This window comes from Streptomyces sp. NPDC086989 (genome assembly GCF_044745505.1).
Lineage (GTDB): Bacteria > Actinomycetota > Actinomycetes > Streptomycetales > Streptomycetaceae > Streptomyces.
Genome location: NZ_JBIVAL010000008.1, coordinates 115,773 through 134,858 on the forward strand (window position 1 = coordinate 115,773; position 19,086 = coordinate 134,858).

Sequence of the window (19,086 nt, forward strand, 5' to 3'; positions counted from 1 at the left end):
CCCCGGGGTCTTCCCCGGCCCTTCCCCCTGTCACTGTCCCCCCGGGGGCAACGTGAGGGCGCGGTGGGGGGGGGGGGGCCCGCGGGGGGGGGCGGGGGGGGCCCCCCCCGGGGGGGGGGCCGGCCCACGACCGGATGGCAGTTGCGGTTGTCAGCTGAGGGTGAAGGGCGCCACGTGGGTCGTGGTGTCCGCTCCGCTGATGGTGAATTCGAGGTTGTAGTTGCCGTTGGGCAGGCCCCGCGTACTGACGGGGAGGCTGTAGCCGGAGACCAGCGGCGTGTACGGCATCCGGGCGCCGACGGTCCTGGTGACGGGGCCGGTGATACGGGTGGCCGTCACGGTGATGCCGGAGCTGGAGAGGTTGTTGCCGTTCGCATCACAGATCCGCAAGGAGATCACGACCTGACCGAGCAGGCGGACCGGCCGCGTCGGGTCGTAGAGCAGACAGATCCGGTAGGCGACGGTGTACGTGACGCTCTTGGTGGCCGGGTTCGTGGCGACGTCCTTGGCGTTCACCGTGAACGTGTGGGAGCCGAGGGTGGAAGTGTCGACGGCGCTGCCGTTGGGGGGCGTGCCGACGCAGCTTGCCAGTCCGGAGGTGGCATCGGTGCACGAGTAGGACGCCGTGACCGCCTGGCGGTACAGGTAGGTGCCTGCCGCCGGACGGACGATGGTGATCACCGGTGCCACCGTGTCGAGGCGCACCGTGATCGTCTGCGGCGCGGAGGTGTTGCCGGCGTTGTCGGTGGCGGTGTACGTCAGGGTGGTCACACCGTTCACCGTGATCGGGACGGCGGCAGTGGCGGCGGAGACGACGGTGGATGCGATCGGCTGGGCGCCGGCGGCGCTGTAAGTGATCTTCTGGACCCCGGAGGCGCAAGCCCCTTCGGTGGCGCTGATGTTGACGGTCGCCGGGCTGGTGGTGTTCCAGCCCGCTCCGTTCGCCGCGGGCGAGACGCTCGCGGAGACGGCCGGCGCGGTCGTGTCCGGGTCGTAGGTGAACGCGTCGGCGGACGTGGTCGGGCTGGTGCCGTTCGGGGTGGTCACGGTGACGTCCACCGTGCCGCGTGCCTGTGGGGGCACCTGAGCGGTCAGCTCCTCCGGCCCGGTGACGTTCACGTTCGTGGCGGCCACGGAGCCGAACTTGAGGGTGGTGCCGCTGGTGGGGAACTCCGTTCCCCGTACGGTCACGGTGTTGACGCACTGCGCGAGTTCGGGCGCGTGGTTCGGGGTGACGCCGGTGACGGTGGGCGGGGACAGCGTGACGCGGTCCATGGCGGTGCCCCAGTCGCCGCCGAAGATCCCGGTGTTGCCGGTGGCTCCGATCTGCTGCACCGTCCAGACGTCCTTGGGGTTGCTCGGGTCGCGCGCGGTGCCGGAGTAGTCGCCCCAGCGGCTGTCGCCGCTGCAGCGGCAGGAGTAGGCCTCCGTGCCGGCGGCGTAGAAGTCACCGAAGGTGGTGGACGGGAAGTTGCCGCCCGGAACTCCGATCGCGACCCCGCCTGCGAACAGGGAGGACGAGGAGGCGGTGAATCCCGCGAACAGGTCGTCCTCGTCGTTCAGGGTCAGCGAGCCGTAGTAGATGTCACCGCCCACGAGGCCGAGGTTCAGGTTGGTGGACAGGGTCTGGGTCCCGCCGGTCGCGATCTGGACGAAGCGCTGGCAGGCGTGGACCGCGGTGTCTCCGACGGGGGTGCAGCTGACGTTGAAGACGCCCCACAGGCGGTTGTTCTGCCAGGCGACCGACAGCATCCGGGCGTCGTTGGTCTCGATCGTCGCGTCACCTCCGGTGGGCTGGACCGCTGCCGGCGGCGGATCGGCCGAACCGATGGCGACGGTGTTCACGGTGCGGTTGACCGGACTGACACCGGGCACGCCGGTGATGGTGGTCACCACGACGTCGGTGCCGTCGTGCTTCATCGAGAGCTGGTCGTTGATCCCCGACAGCGAGGTGGCCGGTACGGCGTCGTCCAGGGCGGTGTCCTGGGCGAACGTCGTGAGGCTGATCGTGCCACCGGCCAGCAGGTCCGCCTTGTTGACGACCACGGTCACCGCCCCCAGGAACGGCGGCGGCGCGGGCGCGCTCATGTCGAAGTTGTTCCAGCCCAGCGTGACCTTGTCGTTGGTGTAACCGAGCAGGGGCCGGTCCTGCAGGACGTTGGAGGTGTTGCTGCCGATGTTGTAGACGGTCCAGTGCCCCCGCGGGTCGGAGGTGTCGCTGACCGCGACGTCGTTCTCGTCGCCGCCGGGCAGGAGTCCCTCGTACGAGGCGAAGAACCGGCCGGATCCCGCGTCGTAGTGCACGCGCGGGTCACCGCCGGTGTCCGCAGCGAACCCGAAGAAGGTGCCCAGGTCGAACGGGGAGCCCACGGCGTGGCCGGCCTTGTCGTAGATCTGGCCGGCGCGGTTGACGAACTCGACGATGTAGGTGGGGCCGACCGCGAGATTGGTGTCGGATGGGGCGGTTTGGGAGGCGACGTCGTTGTCGCCGTTCCCGAGGGTGCGGAAGGTCTTCAACCGCTCCACCACCGCCGAGGAAGGCACCGCCCTCCGTGGCGTCGCACCCTTCGGGGTCAGCTGTGCGGTGGTCACCGGCAGACTCGGCTGCCGCAGCGGTCCCACGGGCGCCCGCCGTGTCGGTGGGACGAGGTGCGGTCGCACCTGGGGCTCGGCGGTGCGCTTCGGGCGGGGCAGCGCGCTCACGTCCACGTGCAGCTTGGCCTCGGCACGCGACAGAGTCCCCTCGCCACCCGAAGGCGAGGGGCTGTGCGCCGGGGGCGGGGCCGTGGCCGGGACGCTGGGCCCCGGGTCGGCGGCCGCGCCGACGGGTGCGGCCACGGTGAGTGCCAGGGTGAGAGCGAGCACGAGCGCCCGCGGCCGGCCGAGCACGGCGCGGGTCATCCGTCGGTTCATTCGGAGGGGCGGTCGCAGCGACACGGGCCCACCCCTTCGACTGTTCTGCGGTAGCTGTTGATCACGGGCGGTGTCTATCGGAATGCCCCGGCCAACCGTCACGGTCGGCGGCGTGCCGTGCCGACGCTTCCCCCGCATGGCTCACCGCCCAGGCGCACGGTTGCGCAGCAGGTTCGTTTCTGCTTGCGGAGCTCGTTTCTGCTTGCAGAGCGGGGCAGTTCGGCGACGACGGCGACCGCGGGCGGGACCTCGCGGTCGGCCGTCACCCGGCACGCCCGGGCGCGCTGGGCGCGCTCAGCGGAAGACCACCGCCGCCGCGGCCCACTGGGCCGTGGTGGTCCCCGTGGCGGCACAGGTCTGGGCCGCCGGGACGACCCGGTAGGCGGTGGTGAGCCGGTAGGACGAGAGCTGGAGCATGGGCATCGGCGTCCACTCGGCGGTGAAGACCGGTGCGGAGCCGGTGTTGGTGCCGACCGCGCCCACCATGAGGTCCCCGGCGGCGCAGTCCAGCCGGGTGGAGCCGGTGCTGAAGGCCGTCCCGCCCGTCTCGCCGTGGGCCTGAGCGTATCCGACGGCCGCGCCGATGCCGCGGAACTCATCGACGGCGATGTGGTACTTGCTCGCGTGCGGGTACGTCGCGCGCAGCGAGTCGGCGGTGCCGAGAGGGTGGGCTCCGAAGGCGGCCAGGATCAGTGTCCGGTGCCGGGCGGCGTCGGTCTCGTCGCCGACGATGCGGAAAGTGTCGCCTTGCGTGTCGGTGACCGCGACCGGGCCGGGGCAGGAACTGGTCAGCATGATGCTGACGACCAGGGCGTCCCCCTCGGTCACCGGCGACAGGACGGGCAGTACCACGTCGGTACCGGCGAGGATCTCCTGCCCGGAGGCGATCCGGCCCACCCAGGAGGGCGGTTCCCCCTTCGCCGTGCGGACCGCTCCCGCCTTCGGTGCCCGCAGGGAGGGGCGCGGGTTCGCGGTGGGGGGCGGGCAGGGCTGCTCCTCCACCGGGAACCCGGCCTTGGCCCCGACCGGGGCGCCCCCGCTCAGCGCCAGCACCGCGCCGGCCCCGAGACAGGCGCCGAGCACCAGGGTCGCGACGTGCGCGGCGAGCCGCTGCCGTGACAGTCCCCGCCGCCGTCTCGACCGCTCGTCCGGCTCCCCGCGAGTGGAAGCCTCAGCGCCGGTACAGCCGGGCCCGTCGGTACCACCAGGCCCGTCGGTACCACCGGGCCCGTCCGGACCGCCGGGCCCGTCCGGACCGCCGGGCCCGTCCGGACCGCCGGGCCCGTCCGGACTGCCGGGCCCGTCGGGACCACCCGTACTGGACGGCCCACCCGGCCCGTTCGGCTCTCCCGTAATACCGTCCGGACCCCCAGGCCCACCTGACCCCTCCGGTGTTCCCGGCCAGGGCTCGGGCCGCCCGTCCTCCGGGGCCAGGCGGAGCCGCGTCCAGTCCTCCTTCCACCCCGGAAGTGCCGTCTCCGGCACGCCCAGCGCGCGCAGCAGACCCGCCACGCGGTCCCACGGCGGCAGCGCCGTGCGGTCCGTCTGCAGCGCGTGCGCGATGGTGGACCGGGGCAGCCCCGTGCGTCGCTGCAACTCCCGTAAGGACAGCCCCTCCACCACTTTGAGTGCCCGGAGTTCACCGATGAACTCCGCGACCGACTCCGGCCGCCGCCGCGGCCGCTGCTGCTCATGCCCCTGCATCGTCATGACTTTCCCCCGCTCCGTCCCCCGGACCGGCCTGTCCGAAGGTGTCCCACGGCGGCCGGGTGGCCGGATCCTACGAGGGTTGCGCCCGGTCCCGGAACGGCTCGACCGGCCAACTCCGTCGTGCCCCGGAGATCGTCCCGTCCAAGGCCGTCCAGGCTTGTCCCAGCACGTCGAAGGGCCTTGTCGGACACCGGCGCCGCTGCCGATGGTTGGCCCCGTCGCCGGACCCGGTGGAAGTGGACGGGCCCGGCATTCGTCTTCCGACAGGAGAGAACCATGAAGTTCACGCTCGGGCGCCGCGGCGCCATGGCAGCGACGGTCGCGGTCCTGACCGCCGGCGCGCTGGCCACGGGGATCACCACCGCCTCCGCCACCAGCGGCTGGACCCGCCTGACCACCGCGCACGGGGCGGGCATCTACGCTTACCACTCCGCGTCGTCCGGCAAGGTCACCCTCTCGGACGTCTTCAACGGCGACTACGTCGACGTCCTGTGCTGGAAGCGTGGCGACAACATCGCGAACCAGGGCAATGTCTGGTACTACATCGACAACGAGTGGCATGCGAGCGGCTGGTACGGCAACAGCGCCGGCTGGGTGTACGCGCCCTACGTGGACGACTCCAACGCATGGCGCACCGGCCTCACCGAGTGCAACTTCGGCTGAGTTTCCGACACCGGCCGGAACCGGGTGGCTCCGGCCGGTACGTCCCCTTTCCCCGCTGCCGGTCAGTCCACCCGCTTGGGCATCACGATCCGGCTTGCCCGCTCTCCCGGCCCTGAGATGAGGCACCACGTCGCGTGGTCCAGGATGCCGTCCCTGTCGGGTCGCGCATCCACCGTCTGCGGGAACGTCACCTCGGCAGCCAGCAGGTCGAAGTCCAGCGGTAGCTCCAGCTCGCATGCCGCGCCGCCGCGAGGGTCCACGATGAAGCCCTCGCGGCCCGGCACGAAGTGGTTTCCGTGGGCGAGCAGCAGCTGGACCACGGGAAGCAGGTTGCCGTAGGGCGCCGCGCTCTCCGGATCCCCAGGAGCGATCTCGATCATCCTGTGACTCTCGATCATTCCCGACCGATACGGATCACGAGGGCTTCTTCGCCGAATACGCGGTGACCGTGGCCTTGTTGTCGCACAGGGCGAACACTCCGTCGTCGAGGGCGGTCTGGTGCGCGCCCGCGCCCGGGACCCCGACGACGAGCGTGGGGTACGAGGCCGGGGTCGCGCCGGACTCGCAGTATCCGTCGGCCTCGCCCTGTACGTTGACGAAGGTGATCTTGGTCCAGGCGCGGGCACCCGGGGCCAGGGGCACCGCGGCAGCCGCGCCGCTGTGGGTGGTGGCGAGCGGCGCGTTCTTGCCGGGGGACCCGTTGCCCGCACCCGCGACGGTGGGAAATCCCTGCACCGTGCAGGTGCTCTTCGAGACGTTGGCGACGGCGATGACGGCGGCACCGGTCCCCGTGCCGGTCGGCCGCACGGCGGCCTGGCGGGCCTCCGCGATCTTTACGTCATCGATCGTGCAGGGCTTTGTCTGACCGCCGGACACAGTGGGGGAGGCCGGGGCGGGCTTCGCCTGGCCCGTGCTGCCGGAGCTGCTGCCGCCCGCGGCCGCCCCGGGAGCCGGTGACTGCACGGACTGCGAGGGTCCGTCGGCCGCCGGGCCAGCCTCGCCAGACGGTGTGCAACCCGTCATCAGGGCGGCTGCCGCGGCCGCGACCACCAGTGCGGCCGCGGACCGTCGGATGCGTGCTGTGTACTGCATGGGGAGCCTCCCGAGGATTGCGGCCGGTCGCCCGCCGGCCCGCACGCAGACAGGCACGGCGAAGCGCCCCACAGGAGTTCCCGCGGCTACAGCGCCGTACCGCTCCGGTGACACAACCATGACGTACCGGCCCCGCCGCAAGCCGCCGCGCCGACGGGGCAAGAGCTCCCGCAGACGCGCATGCAGACGGACCTCACGCGGAGGGGGGCAGGACTCCAGGCCCGCAGCGCGGGACTCCTGGCGGCCGGACGCTAGCAGGCGGGGGACGAGCCCTTCTGGCCGGTGAGGTCGCGGTTGTACAGCCACCCGGTGGTGTTCGTGCCGTCCACGCGCACGAACGTCCACTGGTTGCCGTACGAGTTGACCACGTAGCAGTGGTACCAGAGCTTCGTGCCGTCCTTGACCAGGGCGCCGGCGGGGCAGTTCTGGTACGGCGCGGCCAGCAGGTGGTGGTCGCCGGATATGTAGCCGTAGGTGCCCGGCTTCGGGTCCTTGTGGGTCCAACCGGCGCAGCCCGTCGGTACGGGGCTCGGCCTGGCCGGGACGGGCGAGGCCGCCGCCGAGGAGGGCGGTGCCGTGTGCGGCTTGTTCGAGGTGGCGGCGGACGGCTTGGCCTTCGGCCCGGAGCCCGAGGGAGAGGGAGAGGGCTGCTGGGTGTCCGGGCCCGGCAGGCCGCCGGCCGCGGGCGAGCCGCTGCCGGAAACCGGAGTCGGCGCCGCCGCCCGGTTGCCGCCGCCCCCTGTCGTCAGGGCGTACGCGATGCCGCCGGCAGCGAGTACCGCGACGGCCGCCGCGGCCACCGCAACTCGGCCGCGGCGCCGCGCCCGGCCCGCGAGCGCGGAGTGCTGTGCGGCGGTCGACTGCAGGCCGGGCGGAGGGAACCCGGTGTAAGGAGTCGGGACATGGGGTTGGGGAAACGATACGGCGCCCCCACCGCCATCGCCGGCACCACCGATGACCGGCGGGGGACCGAAGCCGACGGGCGGCCCCACGACGGGCTGCCCCACGACGGACGGAGCCGTCGGGCCCGGCATCCGGGCGGCGGGACCCGCCTGCACTCCCGGCTGCACTCCGGCGGCGGGACCCGCCTGCACTCCGGCGGCGGGACCCGGTTGCACTCCCGGCTGCACTCCGGCGGCGGGACCCGGCGGAGCGGGCTGCGCCCCGGGCCCGCCCGCCGCCACCTGCTCCAGCATCGCGCGGGCCTGGTCGGCGGTGGGCCGGCTCGCCGGCTCCTTCGCCATCAACGCCCGCAGTACCGGGGCGAGCGGTCCTGCCCGCCGGGGCTCCGGCAGGGGCTCCGCGACGATCGCGGCCATGGTCGACCACGCCGAGGTGCGGCGGAACGGCGACACGCCCTCCACCGCCGCGTACAGGGTCATCCCGAGCGACCAGATGTCCGAGGCCGGGCCGGGCTCCTTGCCCTGGGCGCGCTCCGGCGGCAGGTAGTCGAGCGAGCCGACCAGCTGACCGCTGCGGGTCAGTTTCGCCATGGCCTCGTCCTCGGAGGCCTCCATGGTGGCGATGCCGAAGTCGGTGAGCACCACCCGGCCGTCGCGCTCCAGCAGCACGTTCGCCGGCTTGACGTCGCGGTGCAGGACGCCCGCCCGGTGCGCGGCGTCGAGGGCCTCCATGAGCTTGGCGCCGATCGCGGCGGCCTCGTACGGGTCGAGCGCGCCGCGCTGCGTCACCACGTCGTCGAGGGAGGGTCCGTCGACGAGCTCCATGACGATGACGGGCCTGCCCTGCTCCTGGGTCACGTCGTGCACGGTGACCACCCCGCCGTGGCGGATGCGGGCGGCGGCCTGCGCCTCACGTTCCATCCGGGTGCGCAGACCGGCCAGTTCGGACTCGCTCGCGTCGGTGTAGGTACGCAGCACCTTGACGGCGACCTCCCGGGCGAGCAGTTCGTCGACGGCCCGCGCGACCACTCCCATGCCGCCGCGGCCTATGACGGCAGTCACCCGGTAACGCCCCCCGAGTACCTTGCCGACGAGGTTCCCGTCGTTGTCTCGCCCCTCTTGGCCCGCTGGCACCACACGCTCCGTTCCGCGACCGGTCACTCGCGACGATGTGACCGGACACCAGCGTAGAGGCAAGATCGGCGGCCATGCCGTGCGGGCCATGCCCGTGCCTGTACCCGTACCGGTACCGCACCGGTACCCGTGCCGTACCCGTGCTCACGTCCGGGTCCGCGCCTGAATCCGGAGGCTGACCGCTCGCCACCTCCCTGTGGCCGACCGCCCGTCGTGTCCCGGCCCGTTTCGCGCACCGACGGGCCGCGGCCGTCAGGGACCGGACCGCGCTCGCCGCGACGGCCGGGGCTCGGTCGTCACGCCCCGCCGAGCCAGCTCGTGGCGTCCAGCCGGTACGCCGTCTCCGCCGGTACGACGGTCCGCAGCGCGGCCTCCATATCGCGTACGCGGTCGATGCCGAGGGTCGTGGCCCACTCCGCCCTCAGCTCGTCGAAGATCGCCGCCGATCGGGCCAGGGCGTCGTAGCCGCGTGGGGTAAGGCGCACGAGCTTGCGGCGCGCGTCGGCGGGGTCATCGGTGCGCTCGGCGTAGCCGACGGCGAGGAGGCGGTCCACGGTCTTGCCCGCGGCCTGCTTGGAGACCCCGAGTCGGCGCCCGATGTCGCTGGCCGTGGCCCCTTGCGCGCCGATGGCCTGCATGGCGAAGCCGTACGCAGGGCGCAGGTCGGGGTGGCCCTCGGTGGCGAGGCGGGCGTGCAGGCGATCGATCAGGGTGCGGAAGCCGGCGAAGAGGAGGAGCGGCAACTCGTATCCCGGTTCATATCCCTTGCCATCATCGACAACCTGGTTTACGTTTTCCTCGTCAGCGTGGTCAACCATGTTGTCCATTTTAATCCATCCCAGTCTGGAGCTTCCTTGCGCACCGACCTGACCGGCCGCACCGCGAACGCCGTGGCCCTCCTGAAGGACTCGCCGCACACCCTGGACGGCTTCCTGAAGCTCAGCGAGATCTTCGAGTCCACGACGCTGGACCCGCACTCCCGTGAGACCGTCATCCTGACGGTCGCCGCCCGCAACCAGTGCCACTTGTGCGTGGACATGCACGAGGCGAAGCTGGCCTCCCTGGGGCCGGCGCCGGACCCGGAACGCCTCGTGGCCGTGGCGCAGTTCACCCTCCAGGTCCTCGCCTCGTCGGGTGCGGTGAGCGACGAGGAGCTGGAGCGGTTCCACGCCTTCGGCTACACGCGCCAGAACGCCCTGGAGGTGGTCCTGGGCATCGGCACCTACACGGTGTCGACGCTCGCGAACCGGCTCACGCGCGCCGCGTGAACGCGTACGCAGGCGGCCCGGGTGGTCTTGGCGGCCCCGGCGGCTCATGCGGCTTTGGTGGCCGGTGTGAGGTGGCCGGGAGCGGAGCCCGGCCTCAGAGGCCGGGAGCCATGTCGTACGTGACCCACATGGTGCGGGTGGCCACCTGGTCGTACTTCGACCGTGCGCGGTGGTTGTCGTCCGCGGTGATCCACCGGACCACGCTCCAGCCGCGCGCCGCGGCAAGTTCGCGCAGCGCACCGAGCAGCTGGTCGGCCGCGCCGGAGCCGCGGTGTTCGGGTGCCACGAAGAGGTCGTCGAGGAAGCAGCCGACCGTCGCGGAGAGCGGCCGGGAGAACGGGCGGTAGTGGGCCAGGCCGATGAGCCGGCCGGCGGCGTCCTCGGCGACGAGGGCGCTGACCTCGTGTCCGGGGTCGGTCACCCAGGCCCACACGGTGGCGGCCGCTTCCTCCGTCTGCTCCACTTCGTAGAAATCGGCGTAGCCGCGGTAGAGGACGCGCCACTGCGCGAAGTCCTCGGCGTGCACGGCGCGCACGGTGATGTCGGACATGTGGCGGGGCTCCCGTGAGCGAAGGAATGGGGCGGGAGGAGCGTCGGCGCTCCTCCTCGGGTGGTGCAGTGCATCGATCATGCTGGAGCTCGGCGGGCGCGGCAGCTGCCGACGCGGAGCAAAACGGCCCGCCGGAGCACCACGGTGTACGGGTGGCCCGGTGGGCCGAGGCTGCTAGGGAGCACCTGGTGGGCGGCGCGGCCATGCGGGGGCGCCGCTTCCGACGCCCGGTCAGGCGCTCGCCGACGTCCGCGCCTCGGCGATGACCGCGTCGAGCAGGGTCAGCAGGGCGTCGCGGGCGTCGGAACGGGAGCGGGCGTCCAGCAGGAGGACGGGCGTGGCGGGGTCGCGCAGGTGCAGGGCGGCGGCGATCTCCTCCGCGGTGTACGGCTGCTCGCCGTGGAAGCAGTTCGCGCCGACGACGAACGGCAGGCCCCGGCTCTCGAAGAAGTCGATGGCCGGGAAGCCGCGGTCCAGGCGCCGCGTGTCGACGAGCACGAGTGCACCGAGGGCCCCGTTCAGCAAGTCGTCCCACATGAACCAGAACCGCTCCTGGCCGGGTGTGCCGAACAGGTAGAGGACGACTCCGGCGTCGGCGAGGGTGATCCGCCCGAAGTCCATCGCGACGGTGGTCAGCGTCTTGGACTCGATGCCGTCGAGGTCGTCGACACCGATTCCCGCGCTGGTGAGGCGCTCCTCGGTACGCAGCGGCTCGATCTCGGAGACCGCCTCGACCAGAGTGGTCTTGCCGACTCCGAATCCACCGGCAATGAGGATCTTGACAGGGGATGGTTCCCGGGCAGGGGCATCGGAGGTGTCATATCCGGGCAAGGTTGTCCCTGATTTTCATGAGCAGGTGGACATTGGTGGTCTCGGCCCTCTCCAGGGGCGGCCGGTGGCGGACGAGCCCCCGGTCGGCGAGTTCGCCGAGGAGAAGCGTCATCGGAGTGAGACGCATCTGCATGCGTGCGGCGATCTCGGCGACCGCCAGTCCGCCCGAGGGCGCGCACATGGCCAGGATGGCGCGCCATTCGGTGGGCAGGCCGCTGAGGGCGTCGTCCTCGGTGACCGCCGCCACGATGGTGGTGTCCATGGTGAGGACGGTCTGCGGAGCGGCGGCCGTACGTCCGTCGGTCAACGCGTACAGCCGGGTCCGGCGGAGGCTTCGGCGACGCTGCGGCTCGTCCGGCATTACGACGTCGACGCCGGTGCCGACGTCGGCTGCGAGGAGCGGTCGGGGGTGCCCAGCCATTCGCCGAGCGCCTGGGCGGTCCGCACCGCCTCGCCGCCCAGTTCCCCGAGGCGTGCCTTGCGGGACGTCACCACGATGAGCGTGCTGCCCTCCCCGCACCCGACGATGCAGAGGTAGCGGTCGCTCATCTCCACCAGCTGGCGGATGACCCCGCCGCCGCCCACCTCCCTCGATATCGCCTTCATCGTGGCGGCGATCCCGGAGGACGCGGCCGCGATGCGCTCCGCCTGGTCCCGTTCGAGCAGGTAGGCGCTGAGCTTGATCCCGTCGTTGGACAGGAGCACGGCTCCCTGGATGCCGGCGATCCGGCTCAGGTTGTTGTCCAGGACGCTGTAGATCATGTCGTTGGCTGTCGTGGTCATGGCTGATCCTGTCTGAGCTCTGCTTCCACTTTCTGGGTCCCCTCTTCGTAGTCGGCCCAGGCGTCGGCCACCTCTTCGGGTGTCGCCGCGTCCGGGCCGGCGTCCGGTTCCGGGGCGCGTGGCCCGCGGAGTTGCCGGGTGAGGTGGGTCTGAGGGACGCGCTCGGGCAGGGGCGGCCGCCCGCCCTCCCCGTCTCCGACGCGAGCGGGCAGCGCCCGTCCGGTCTGCGCTCGCCCGGTCTTCGGCCGCACGGGCTCGGGTGCGACGGCCGGCCGGACGTCCAGGGCGCGTGCCCGTACGGGGGCGAGGACGGCGGCGGGCTCCGGATCCCTGCCGGGCCTCGGCCCTGGCTCCGGATCCCGGTCAGGTGTCGGCCCTGGCTCCGGATCGTGGTCGGGTGCGGTCCCGGGCTCCGCCGCAGGCACTGGCAGCCGCTCGCCATCCCGTTCGGCCGGCACGAGCAGCTCGCCGGGCAGGTTCACCACGGCCGCGGTCCCCCCGTACACCGAGCGCCGCAGCGTGACCCGGGCCTGGAGCTGGTCGGCGAGGTGGCCCACCACGAAGAGGCCCAGCCGGTGCGCGTTCTCCGCGAGGACCGAGTACGGCGGCGCGGTGTGCAGGCGCCGGTTCATCTCCTCGTACCCGGCAGCCGCCACGCGTGGTCCGCGGTCCTCGATCTCGATCGACAGCCCGTCCGCCGCCAGTTCGGCGCGCACGACCACCTTCGAGCGCGGCGGCGAGAACCGGGTCGCGTTGTCCAGCAGCTCGGCCAGGAGGTGGCTGATCTGACTGATCACGTGCGGCTGCACGCTCGCCTCGTCCAGCGCATGGCGTTCGATCCGCCGGAAGTCCTCGACCTCGGCAGCGGCTTCCCGCAGCAGGTCGGCCAGGCGCATGGGCTCGGTGTGCGGGTCCGGGATCTCGCCCCCGGCGAGGATGAGGAGGTTCTCTATCTGGCGCCGCATTCCCACCGTCAACTGGTCGGACCGCATCAACTGGGCCAGGAGCGCCTCGTCGTGGCCGAAGGCGTCCTGGAGTTCCTCCGTCAGGCTCAGCTGACGGCTGACGAGGTTTCCGGTGCGTGAGGCGATGCCCGAGGCGAAGAGGCCGAACCCGTGGCGCTCGGCCGCGAGCTGCCGGTGTCCGTCGACGGACACGGCGACGACCCGGGCGAAGGCGTCGCTGATCCGCCCGACCTCGTCCTCGTGCCCGCGCACGGCCGGCAACGCCTCGGCGTCGACGGCCTGACCGCTCTGGAGCCGGTCCACCACCCGGGGCAGCGTCTCCTCGGCGATGGCGACCGTACGGGTGTGCAGGCGGCTCAGCCTGCGCAGCACCGACCGCGTGGTGAGGACGACGACCGCGATGACCAGCAGGAGGGCGCCGCCGCTCCCGCCGACCAGCCAGTACACCTCGGTCTCCAGCTCGGAGGCCTTCGCATCGGCGTGTGCGAGCACGCTCCGCGACCGGTCGGCGTTGAGTGCGGCCAACTGCGGTGCGAACGCGTCGTGCGCGGCACGCCAGCCGGCGACATCGGCCGGCAGTTTCACTCCGGACGCGGTGTCCTGGTGGTTGCTGACGACCGCGTTCTCGATGCGGATCTTGGTGCGCCAGGCGTCCGAGGCGGTGAGCTTGTCGTACGAGGCCTGTTCCGTGGGTGACAGGTACGGCACGATCCAGGTGTCGTACAGGTACCGGTGGGTGCCGAGGGCATCGAGCAGCCCGGAGAAACCGGTGGACGCCAGCTCCTTGGACGGCCCGGCCAGGGCGAGGAGGGTGTCCTCGCGCGCGACCATCTCCGCCGCGGAGAACAGGGCGACGGCGGGCCTGCTCTCCTGGGCGAGGTCCGCGTCGTCTGCGTGGCTGAATTCATACTGGTAGGCGCGGATGATGTCGTCGATGAGCCCGGTGTAGTAGTCCACCACCTGGTCGGCGCTGCCGTTGTGGGCGTCCGCGCGCTTGCGGAACGCGGTCAGCTGCTCGAGGCGGACGCTCACCCCGTCGAGCCGGCCGTCGGTCTGCCCGGAGGGTTGCGCGCCGCCGCTGCTGCCGCCGGCGGCCTGCCGGAGCGCCGCCGCCGCACGGTCCGTCGCCGCCCGCTTCTCCCGGAGGTCGTCCTCGGGGACGGAAGTGCCCGCCCACCGCGCCGCCGTGGTCGCCCGCTCCGCCTGGAGCCGGGTCATGAGCCCGACCAGTGGTACGCCGATCCGCTCGCCGGCTTCCACATCGGTGCGCAGGTGCTCGGACTGGGTCAGCAGCCGCTGGGCGGTCACGGTCACCTGGGCGGCCATCGCCACGGTCGGGACGACGGCCAGGCAGATCAGCATCGTCCGCAGGCGGACGGTGCGGCGGCGCCGAAGTGGCGGCCGGCTTGGTGGACCTTCGGGTTCCATCGGAGACATCGGTCCTCGGGGGCGGTGGAACGGGGAGGGACCCACGGACGGCCGAGCTCGGTCCTCGGGAGAGGGCATGGGGGAACTGCTCACGCGGCCCCGTGGGGTGAGGGTGCCGACCGATCATATCCAGCCATTCCGAATATACGGAGAGCTGACTTCCCTGATCATGCAGGGCAGGGCGTGTGTCGGTGGTGTGGGCTACCGTCATGGCGTCCCGCGGGACGCTCCGTTCCCGCCTGGCCCCTACGTCAGGTCAGGCGGGAACGTCTGAGCTGAGCCACGCCCCTCTTATCGGCACGGAGGCACGGCTTCTTCCGGATGGAAGACCGACACCGAGGTGTCCTGTGTCCATTGGTAGGGGTGCGCGCGTGGAATGCAAGGAAAACCGGGAACTTTCGCTGTTCCGTGGGACTGATGTGTTGCCACCTGGGCAGGAACGGTCGGCCTTGTTCACGGAACCGACATTTCGTGGACGCCATTGTTCCGCGAATCCATGATCACGTGGCGTAGCGCCGAGGTGACGGTCCATGATGTGCCTCTCAACTACCGGCTCGGCACCTGGTAGTTGGGGTGACTTCGACGCGGGCCCCGGATGGCCGCGCACCCTCGACCGATACCTGGAGGTCTGCATGGACCGAAAGCACGTAGTGATCCTCCTCGCCTTGCTCATAGTGCTCACCTGGAGCGTGGCGATGACCATGATGGGGCAGGTCGCCGCGATCACCGCGCTGGCACCCGCCCTGGGCCTGACGGTCCAGCAGGTCTTCCACGTGACGCGCTCGCGTGCCGCGACGGCCTCGGGGCACCGCGTGACGGCGGTGCCCGACAAGGAGGACGACGCCCCGTGAGCACCCCCCTCGAGCCCGAGTACTCGGCCTCCGGGCCGGTCCCCGGCGGGCGTCCGGGCCGTAAGCTCGGCCCGATCGCCACCGGCGTGAGCAGCACCCACCGGGCCTGGCTGGAGCCGACCCGCGACCGCTACCTCGCCAGCGGTCTGACACTCGCCGAAATGAGCGGCCGGGTCCCGCTCGCGAAGTCCAAACTGTCCGAGCTCATGCGCGGTGTCGGTCTCTATCCGCGGTGGGAACTCCTGGAGGGGATCGCCGGCGTCCTGGAAATGCCGGTCTGGCCCCTGCAACGCCTGTGGCGGCAGGCGGCCCTGGACGCGCAGAAGAGCCGGGAGTGGATCGAGAGATCCGCGGGCAGTCCCCCGGTGACCACGAGCGCGGTCGTACCGCCGCTGGAGCACGGCGCGTTCCGCGAGACCGTCGAGGACTCCTACCGGCGCTACTGCCAGGTGTTCCTCTTCGACGACCCGTGCGAGGCCGCTGTCGCGGACACCTTCGACCTGCTGTGGCTGTCCTGGAACGGCGCCTTGGCCAGCCCGGACATGCGCAACTACGCGTGGAAGATCCTGCGGGCCACCGTCATGGCGAAAACCCCGCACGTGGACGGCCGCCCCGACCTCGGCCACGCCGCGTTCGACACCGTCGCCCTGCGGACCATGACCGACGTGGCGGCCGGCATGGCGCAGATGGCCGAGAGCCTGGAGCTGTTCAAGGCGATCAGCCGACTGCCCGAAGTCCCGCTCGACGTCGTGGTCCTGCGGAGCCTGTGCGGGTTCACCCCCGAGGAGACATCAGGGCTGCTCGGGCTCTCCAAGCCCACGGTGCAGTCCTCGGAGCGCTACGCCGAAAGGTTTCTCGACAACATCTTCAACCCACCCGACACCGAAGGGCCCACCGAATGACCCCCGTACAAGACCTGCTCTCCCGGGCGCTCCTCGTCCGTGAGCGAGCTGCGGTGCCCCGGGACGTCGTGCAGCCCCCGGCCGTCCCCTGCGACACCGACCCCCGCCGGAGCGCCCCACCGGCGGACGCCGCCCACGGCTTCAACGCCGCGGCCGAGGACCTGCGCGTCCTGTGCGAGACGCTCGTCAGCCACACCCCGGCCGAAGCAGTTGCGGGTTTCGTCACCGAGCAGGTGCCCGAGCCCCGCAGCGCGCTGGTCCTGGCCTGCGTGCTGCAGCTGACCGAGAGCGATGACGGGGCTCGGTTCTGGTGGCAGTACGCGGCCGGTGCGGGCCAGGCGGCCGCCGCGTACTGCCTGTACCTGCACCACCTGTCCCTCGGCGAAGACGACGCGGCCAGCTGGTGGCACGGCCAGACCGACGACGTCCAGCCCCCGCCCCAGGACCCGAAGGACCGCATCACCAGCGCCTCCACCACCACGATCCTGCGGGTCCTGCACCACCTCGCCAAGCAGATCACCCGCACCCGCTCCGCCACCGTCACCGGGCTCATGGACTACGTGCCCAGCGCCGTCGCCGCGGCCTACCTCCGCGAGCCCGACATCGAACTGCCCATGCCCGGGCCCGGCTTCTCCGGCAAGGTCAGGTCGCTGCTCGCCGAGGCCTACGACCCGCCCAGGCCTCCCGGCAGCCTGCCCGAACGCCCCGAGCGCCGGGCACGCTCCGGGCGACGGCGTTCCGGTCCTCCTCACGGGCCTGTCGCACCCGCACCCGCTGCCGTCCGGAGTGATCACTGCCTCATGAGCGCCTTCGAGTCGCCCTTCGAAGACGACGCGACCGCCGAGCCGAGGGGCGGCCCGTGACCGAGCAGGTGCCGGCGAACTAGCGCGGAGGGCGGAGCGGTGAGCACAGTGCGGCGGGAGGTGTACGTCATGCATACGTGATCTGCGGCGCCGCTCCCCGAACAGGGCTTGATCATCCGGGGAGTCGGAGCAGACCGGGGCATGGAGGAGCCGGCCGCCCCGTGTGTTGACGGGACGGCCGGCCTTCGGAGGGCGCCCGGGGGCACCAGTCGGTTACAGGTACCAGCTCTGACCCGGGTAGGCGGGGTCGGAGGCGTGTGCCCACTGCTGGGCGGGGGCGCCGTCCTCCTTGCTGGAGTTGTTGATCTCCAGCGTCTTGCCGCTGTTGACGTTGCTGATGTCCAGGCTCACGGTGCTGCCGGCCTGCTTGACCGTCCACTGCATGGTGGGGATGTCGTGGCAGGTGTACTGCTGCGCGCGGGCCCCGTTGTCCTTGCTGGAGTTGATGATCTCCAGGCACTTGCCGCTGTTGACGTTGACGATCTGGTAGACGCCCGCGGTGGCGGTGGGACGGTACTCCCACTGCGCGCCGGCCTGTCCCACACAGGACCACTGCTGGGCGAGGGCGCTGTTGTCCTTGCTGGAGTTGACGATCTCCAGGCACTTGCCGCTGTTGGCGTTGCGGATCTGACCGCGGGCGGGCACGACGGGGGAGGGCCAGGCGTTGGTACCGGCGGCGAGGGCGCCCTGACCGTTGCCCTTGTAGAGGCCGAAGCGCTGCTGGTTGCTCCACAGCCGGCCGATGTCGGTCTTGCCATCGCCGTTGAAGTCACCGGCCAGAATGATCGGCGTGTTGTTCCAGGTGGTGTCGGGCCACATGGAGACACCGGCGTCGAGGCCGCCCGCCGTGTTGCCGCTGTAGCGTCGCAGGGCACCGTCGGGGGCGATGGCGACGACGTCGTCGCGACCGTCGTTGTTGAAGTCACCGGTGGTGATCTTCTGGATGCCCGTCCAGGTGTTGTCCGGCCACATCGTGCGGCTCTGCTCGTTCAGCACGCCGTTGGGGCCGGCGGAGTAGGCGTGCAGGGACCCCTTGCTGCCACCCGTGCCCCACACGGCGAGGATTCCGTCGCGGTCGGAGCCCGTCATGCGGTACCTGTCGAGCTGGAGCATGGAATTCCAGTTGGTGCCGTCCGGCCACATCGCCTTGCCTTCCGCAAGGCTGCCGTCCGGTCGCCCCGCGTACAGGCGGAGCCCGCCGCCGCTCCAGACGGAGGCGATGTCGGTGATGCCGTCGCCGTTGAAGTCGCCACCGATGATCTTCGTGGCGCCGCGCCAGCTTCCGTCGGGCCGCCACATCGGGCGGCCGTATTCGAAGGTGCCGTCGGGACGGCCCGCGAAGGTGTGCAGGTTGCCGTCGGCGGTGACCGCGGCGACGTCGTCACGCCCGTCACGGTTGAAGTCACCCGAGGCCATCACCTGCGTGACGTTGGGCACCAGCGACTGGAGCAGCACCGCGGGGGTGGTCTTGGCAACCTGGTTGACCCAGGCCGCCACGTCGTCCACGCGGACGTCGAGTGCGCCGGTGCGGGTCTCGGCCGCATCCATGCCGAGACAGCCGCCCTGCCAGGAGCGCGAGTTGACGGCCGCCAGCTCCACGCTGCCGTCCTTCCGGCGCACGGCCGGTCCACCGGCGTCACCCTTGCAGACCACGGCGTCACCCGACGCGGTCAGGCCGAGCACACTGCCGTCGAGGGTGGCCACGGTGAAGACGCCCGTGTGTGCCCTGTCCGGGACCCACTCCGTCTTCGTCCGGCCGAAGCCCAGCGCGGTGAGCTCCTCGCCGGCCACGGGAGCCGTGGTGGCGACCTTCACCGGGGCGACCCCGACGACCGGCCAGCCGAGTTTGACCATCACGAGGTCCCGGTCCGCGTGGGGAACCAGCTCCACGGCGTCGACCACGGTGCCCGTGGACTGGGTGAGATCGGTGCGGCCCACGGTCACCGTGATCTTCATCCCGGGCTTGCCGGCCGGGACGGGCGCGGAGCCGCTGCGGAAGCAGGACGCGGCGGTGAGCACCCACCGGGCGTCGACCAGTGCGCCTGAACAGGACGTCCTGTCGTCGATGTTGAGCTTCGCCGCGAAGGCGTAGCCGGTGTTCGGGGCATCGCTCCCGCTCAGGGCCGTGGCGGGACCCGCGGTGAGGAGACCGCCTCCCACCGCGGTGGCCAGTAGCGTGGCAGCCCACGCGAGGCGTGAACCGGTTACGGGCATGGTGTTCCTTCTGGTGT

General features: G+C 71.7%; 17 protein-coding genes. 5 read left to right on the forward strand and 12 right to left on the reverse strand.

Translation table 11 applies throughout. The annotated features are described in order from the left end of the window. Positions 1-150 precede the first annotated feature (150 nt). The gene (locus ACIPK4_RS20775) at positions 151-2,901 is read right to left on the reverse strand and encodes an OmpL47-type beta-barrel domain-containing protein (protein ID WP_402314639.1); all 2,751 of its coding nucleotides are present in this window, start codon (positions 2,899-2,901) and stop codon (positions 151-153) included. Between the two features lie 306 nt (positions 2,902-3,207). Then, positions 3,208-4,623: a helix-turn-helix domain-containing protein gene (locus ACIPK4_RS20780; RefSeq protein WP_402314641.1), complete on the reverse strand. Its 1,416-nt coding sequence runs from the start codon at positions 4,621-4,623 to the stop codon at positions 3,208-3,210. A 276-nt stretch (positions 4,624-4,899) separates the two neighbouring features. Here ACIPK4_RS20780 and ACIPK4_RS20785 point away from each other — a divergent pair, with 276 nt between their 5' ends. After that, the gene (locus ACIPK4_RS20785) at positions 4,900-5,286 is read left to right on the forward strand and encodes a hypothetical protein (protein WP_402314643.1); all 387 of its coding nucleotides are present in this window, start codon (positions 4,900-4,902) and stop codon (positions 5,284-5,286) included. Between the two features lie 62 nt (positions 5,287-5,348). Here the strand turns inward: ACIPK4_RS20785 and ACIPK4_RS20790 are convergent, their stop codons facing one another. From ACIPK4_RS20790 to ACIPK4_RS20805, 4 genes are all read right to left on the reverse strand, one after another. Further along, a complete protein-coding gene (locus tag ACIPK4_RS20790) occupies positions 5,349-5,666 on the reverse strand; it encodes a hypothetical protein (protein WP_402314645.1) in 318 nt (105 codons plus the stop codon). Positions 5,667-5,700: 34 nt separating this feature from the next. Next, complete coding sequence (locus ACIPK4_RS20795) at positions 5,701-6,378, reverse strand: DUF4232 domain-containing protein (protein ID WP_402314647.1); 678 nt, start codon at positions 6,376-6,378, stop codon at positions 5,701-5,703. A gap of 251 nt (positions 6,379-6,629) precedes the next feature. Then, the gene (locus tag ACIPK4_RS20800) at positions 6,630-8,315 is read right to left on the reverse strand and encodes a serine/threonine-protein kinase (RefSeq protein ID WP_402315189.1); all 1,686 of its coding nucleotides are present in this window, start codon (positions 8,313-8,315) and stop codon (positions 6,630-6,632) included. A 395-nt stretch (positions 8,316-8,710) separates the two neighbouring features. After that, complete coding sequence (locus ACIPK4_RS20805; protein WP_402314649.1) at positions 8,711-9,232, reverse strand: MarR family winged helix-turn-helix transcriptional regulator; 522 nt, start codon at positions 9,230-9,232, stop codon at positions 8,711-8,713. Positions 9,233-9,268: 36 nt separating this feature from the next. On the opposite strand from ACIPK4_RS20805, the gene ACIPK4_RS20810 reads away from it, so the two are divergent. Next, on the forward strand, positions 9,269-9,682 hold the full coding sequence (locus tag ACIPK4_RS20810) for a carboxymuconolactone decarboxylase family protein (RefSeq protein WP_402314651.1): 414 nt from the start codon (positions 9,269-9,271) through the stop codon (positions 9,680-9,682). 94 nt (positions 9,683-9,776) lie between these two features. On the opposite strand, the gene ACIPK4_RS20815 is transcribed toward ACIPK4_RS20810, so the two are convergent. From ACIPK4_RS20815 to ACIPK4_RS20835, 5 genes are all read right to left on the reverse strand, one after another. After that, entirely contained in the window at positions 9,777-10,232 is a 456-nt protein-coding gene (locus tag ACIPK4_RS20815; RefSeq protein ID WP_402314653.1) for a GNAT family N-acetyltransferase, read from the reverse strand. 231 nt (positions 10,233-10,463) lie between these two features. Next, positions 10,464-11,063 (reverse strand): GTP-binding protein, encoded by a 600-nt coding sequence (locus ACIPK4_RS20820; RefSeq protein ID WP_402314655.1) that lies wholly within the window; start codon positions 11,061-11,063, stop codon positions 10,464-10,466. Continuing rightward, positions 11,050-11,370 (reverse strand): DUF742 domain-containing protein, encoded by a 321-nt coding sequence (locus ACIPK4_RS20825; protein ID WP_376193743.1) that lies wholly within the window; start codon positions 11,368-11,370, stop codon positions 11,050-11,052. The genes ACIPK4_RS20820 and ACIPK4_RS20825 overlap by 14 nt, the downstream gene beginning before the upstream one ends. A gap of 53 nt (positions 11,371-11,423) precedes the next feature. Beyond that, entirely contained in the window at positions 11,424-11,846 is a 423-nt protein-coding gene (locus ACIPK4_RS20830) for a roadblock/LC7 domain-containing protein (protein ID WP_402314656.1), read from the reverse strand. Continuing rightward, complete coding sequence (locus ACIPK4_RS20835) at positions 11,843-14,173, reverse strand: nitrate- and nitrite sensing domain-containing protein (RefSeq protein ID WP_402314658.1); 2,331 nt, start codon at positions 14,171-14,173, stop codon at positions 11,843-11,845. Before ACIPK4_RS20835 ends, ACIPK4_RS20830 begins: the two co-directional genes overlap by 4 nt. Positions 14,174-14,871: 698 nt before the next feature. On the opposite strand from ACIPK4_RS20835, the gene ACIPK4_RS20840 reads away from it, so the two are divergent. Genes ACIPK4_RS20840 through ACIPK4_RS20850 form a run of 3 tightly spaced genes read left to right on the forward strand, consistent with a single transcriptional unit; the run spans position 14,872 to position 16,855 of the window. Beyond that, the gene (locus ACIPK4_RS20840; protein ID WP_054226891.1) at positions 14,872-15,090 is read left to right on the forward strand and encodes a hypothetical protein; all 219 of its coding nucleotides are present in this window, start codon (positions 14,872-14,874) and stop codon (positions 15,088-15,090) included. Further along, on the forward strand, positions 15,087-15,992 hold the full coding sequence (locus ACIPK4_RS20845) for a sigma factor-like helix-turn-helix DNA-binding protein (RefSeq protein WP_054226892.1): 906 nt from the start codon (positions 15,087-15,089) through the stop codon (positions 15,990-15,992). Before ACIPK4_RS20840 ends, ACIPK4_RS20845 begins: the two co-directional genes overlap by 4 nt. Next, entirely contained in the window at positions 15,989-16,855 is an 867-nt protein-coding gene (locus ACIPK4_RS20850; protein ID WP_402314661.1) for a hypothetical protein, read from the forward strand. Before ACIPK4_RS20845 ends, ACIPK4_RS20850 begins: the two co-directional genes overlap by 4 nt. Positions 16,856-17,068: 213 nt before the next feature. On the opposite strand, the gene ACIPK4_RS20855 is transcribed toward ACIPK4_RS20850, so the two are convergent. Then, positions 17,069-19,069 carry an RICIN domain-containing protein gene (locus tag ACIPK4_RS20855; RefSeq protein ID WP_402314663.1) on the reverse strand — a complete coding sequence of 667 codons (2,001 nt, stop codon included), beginning with the start codon at positions 19,067-19,069 and terminating at the stop codon, positions 17,069-17,071. Positions 19,070-19,086: the final 17 nt, after the last annotated feature.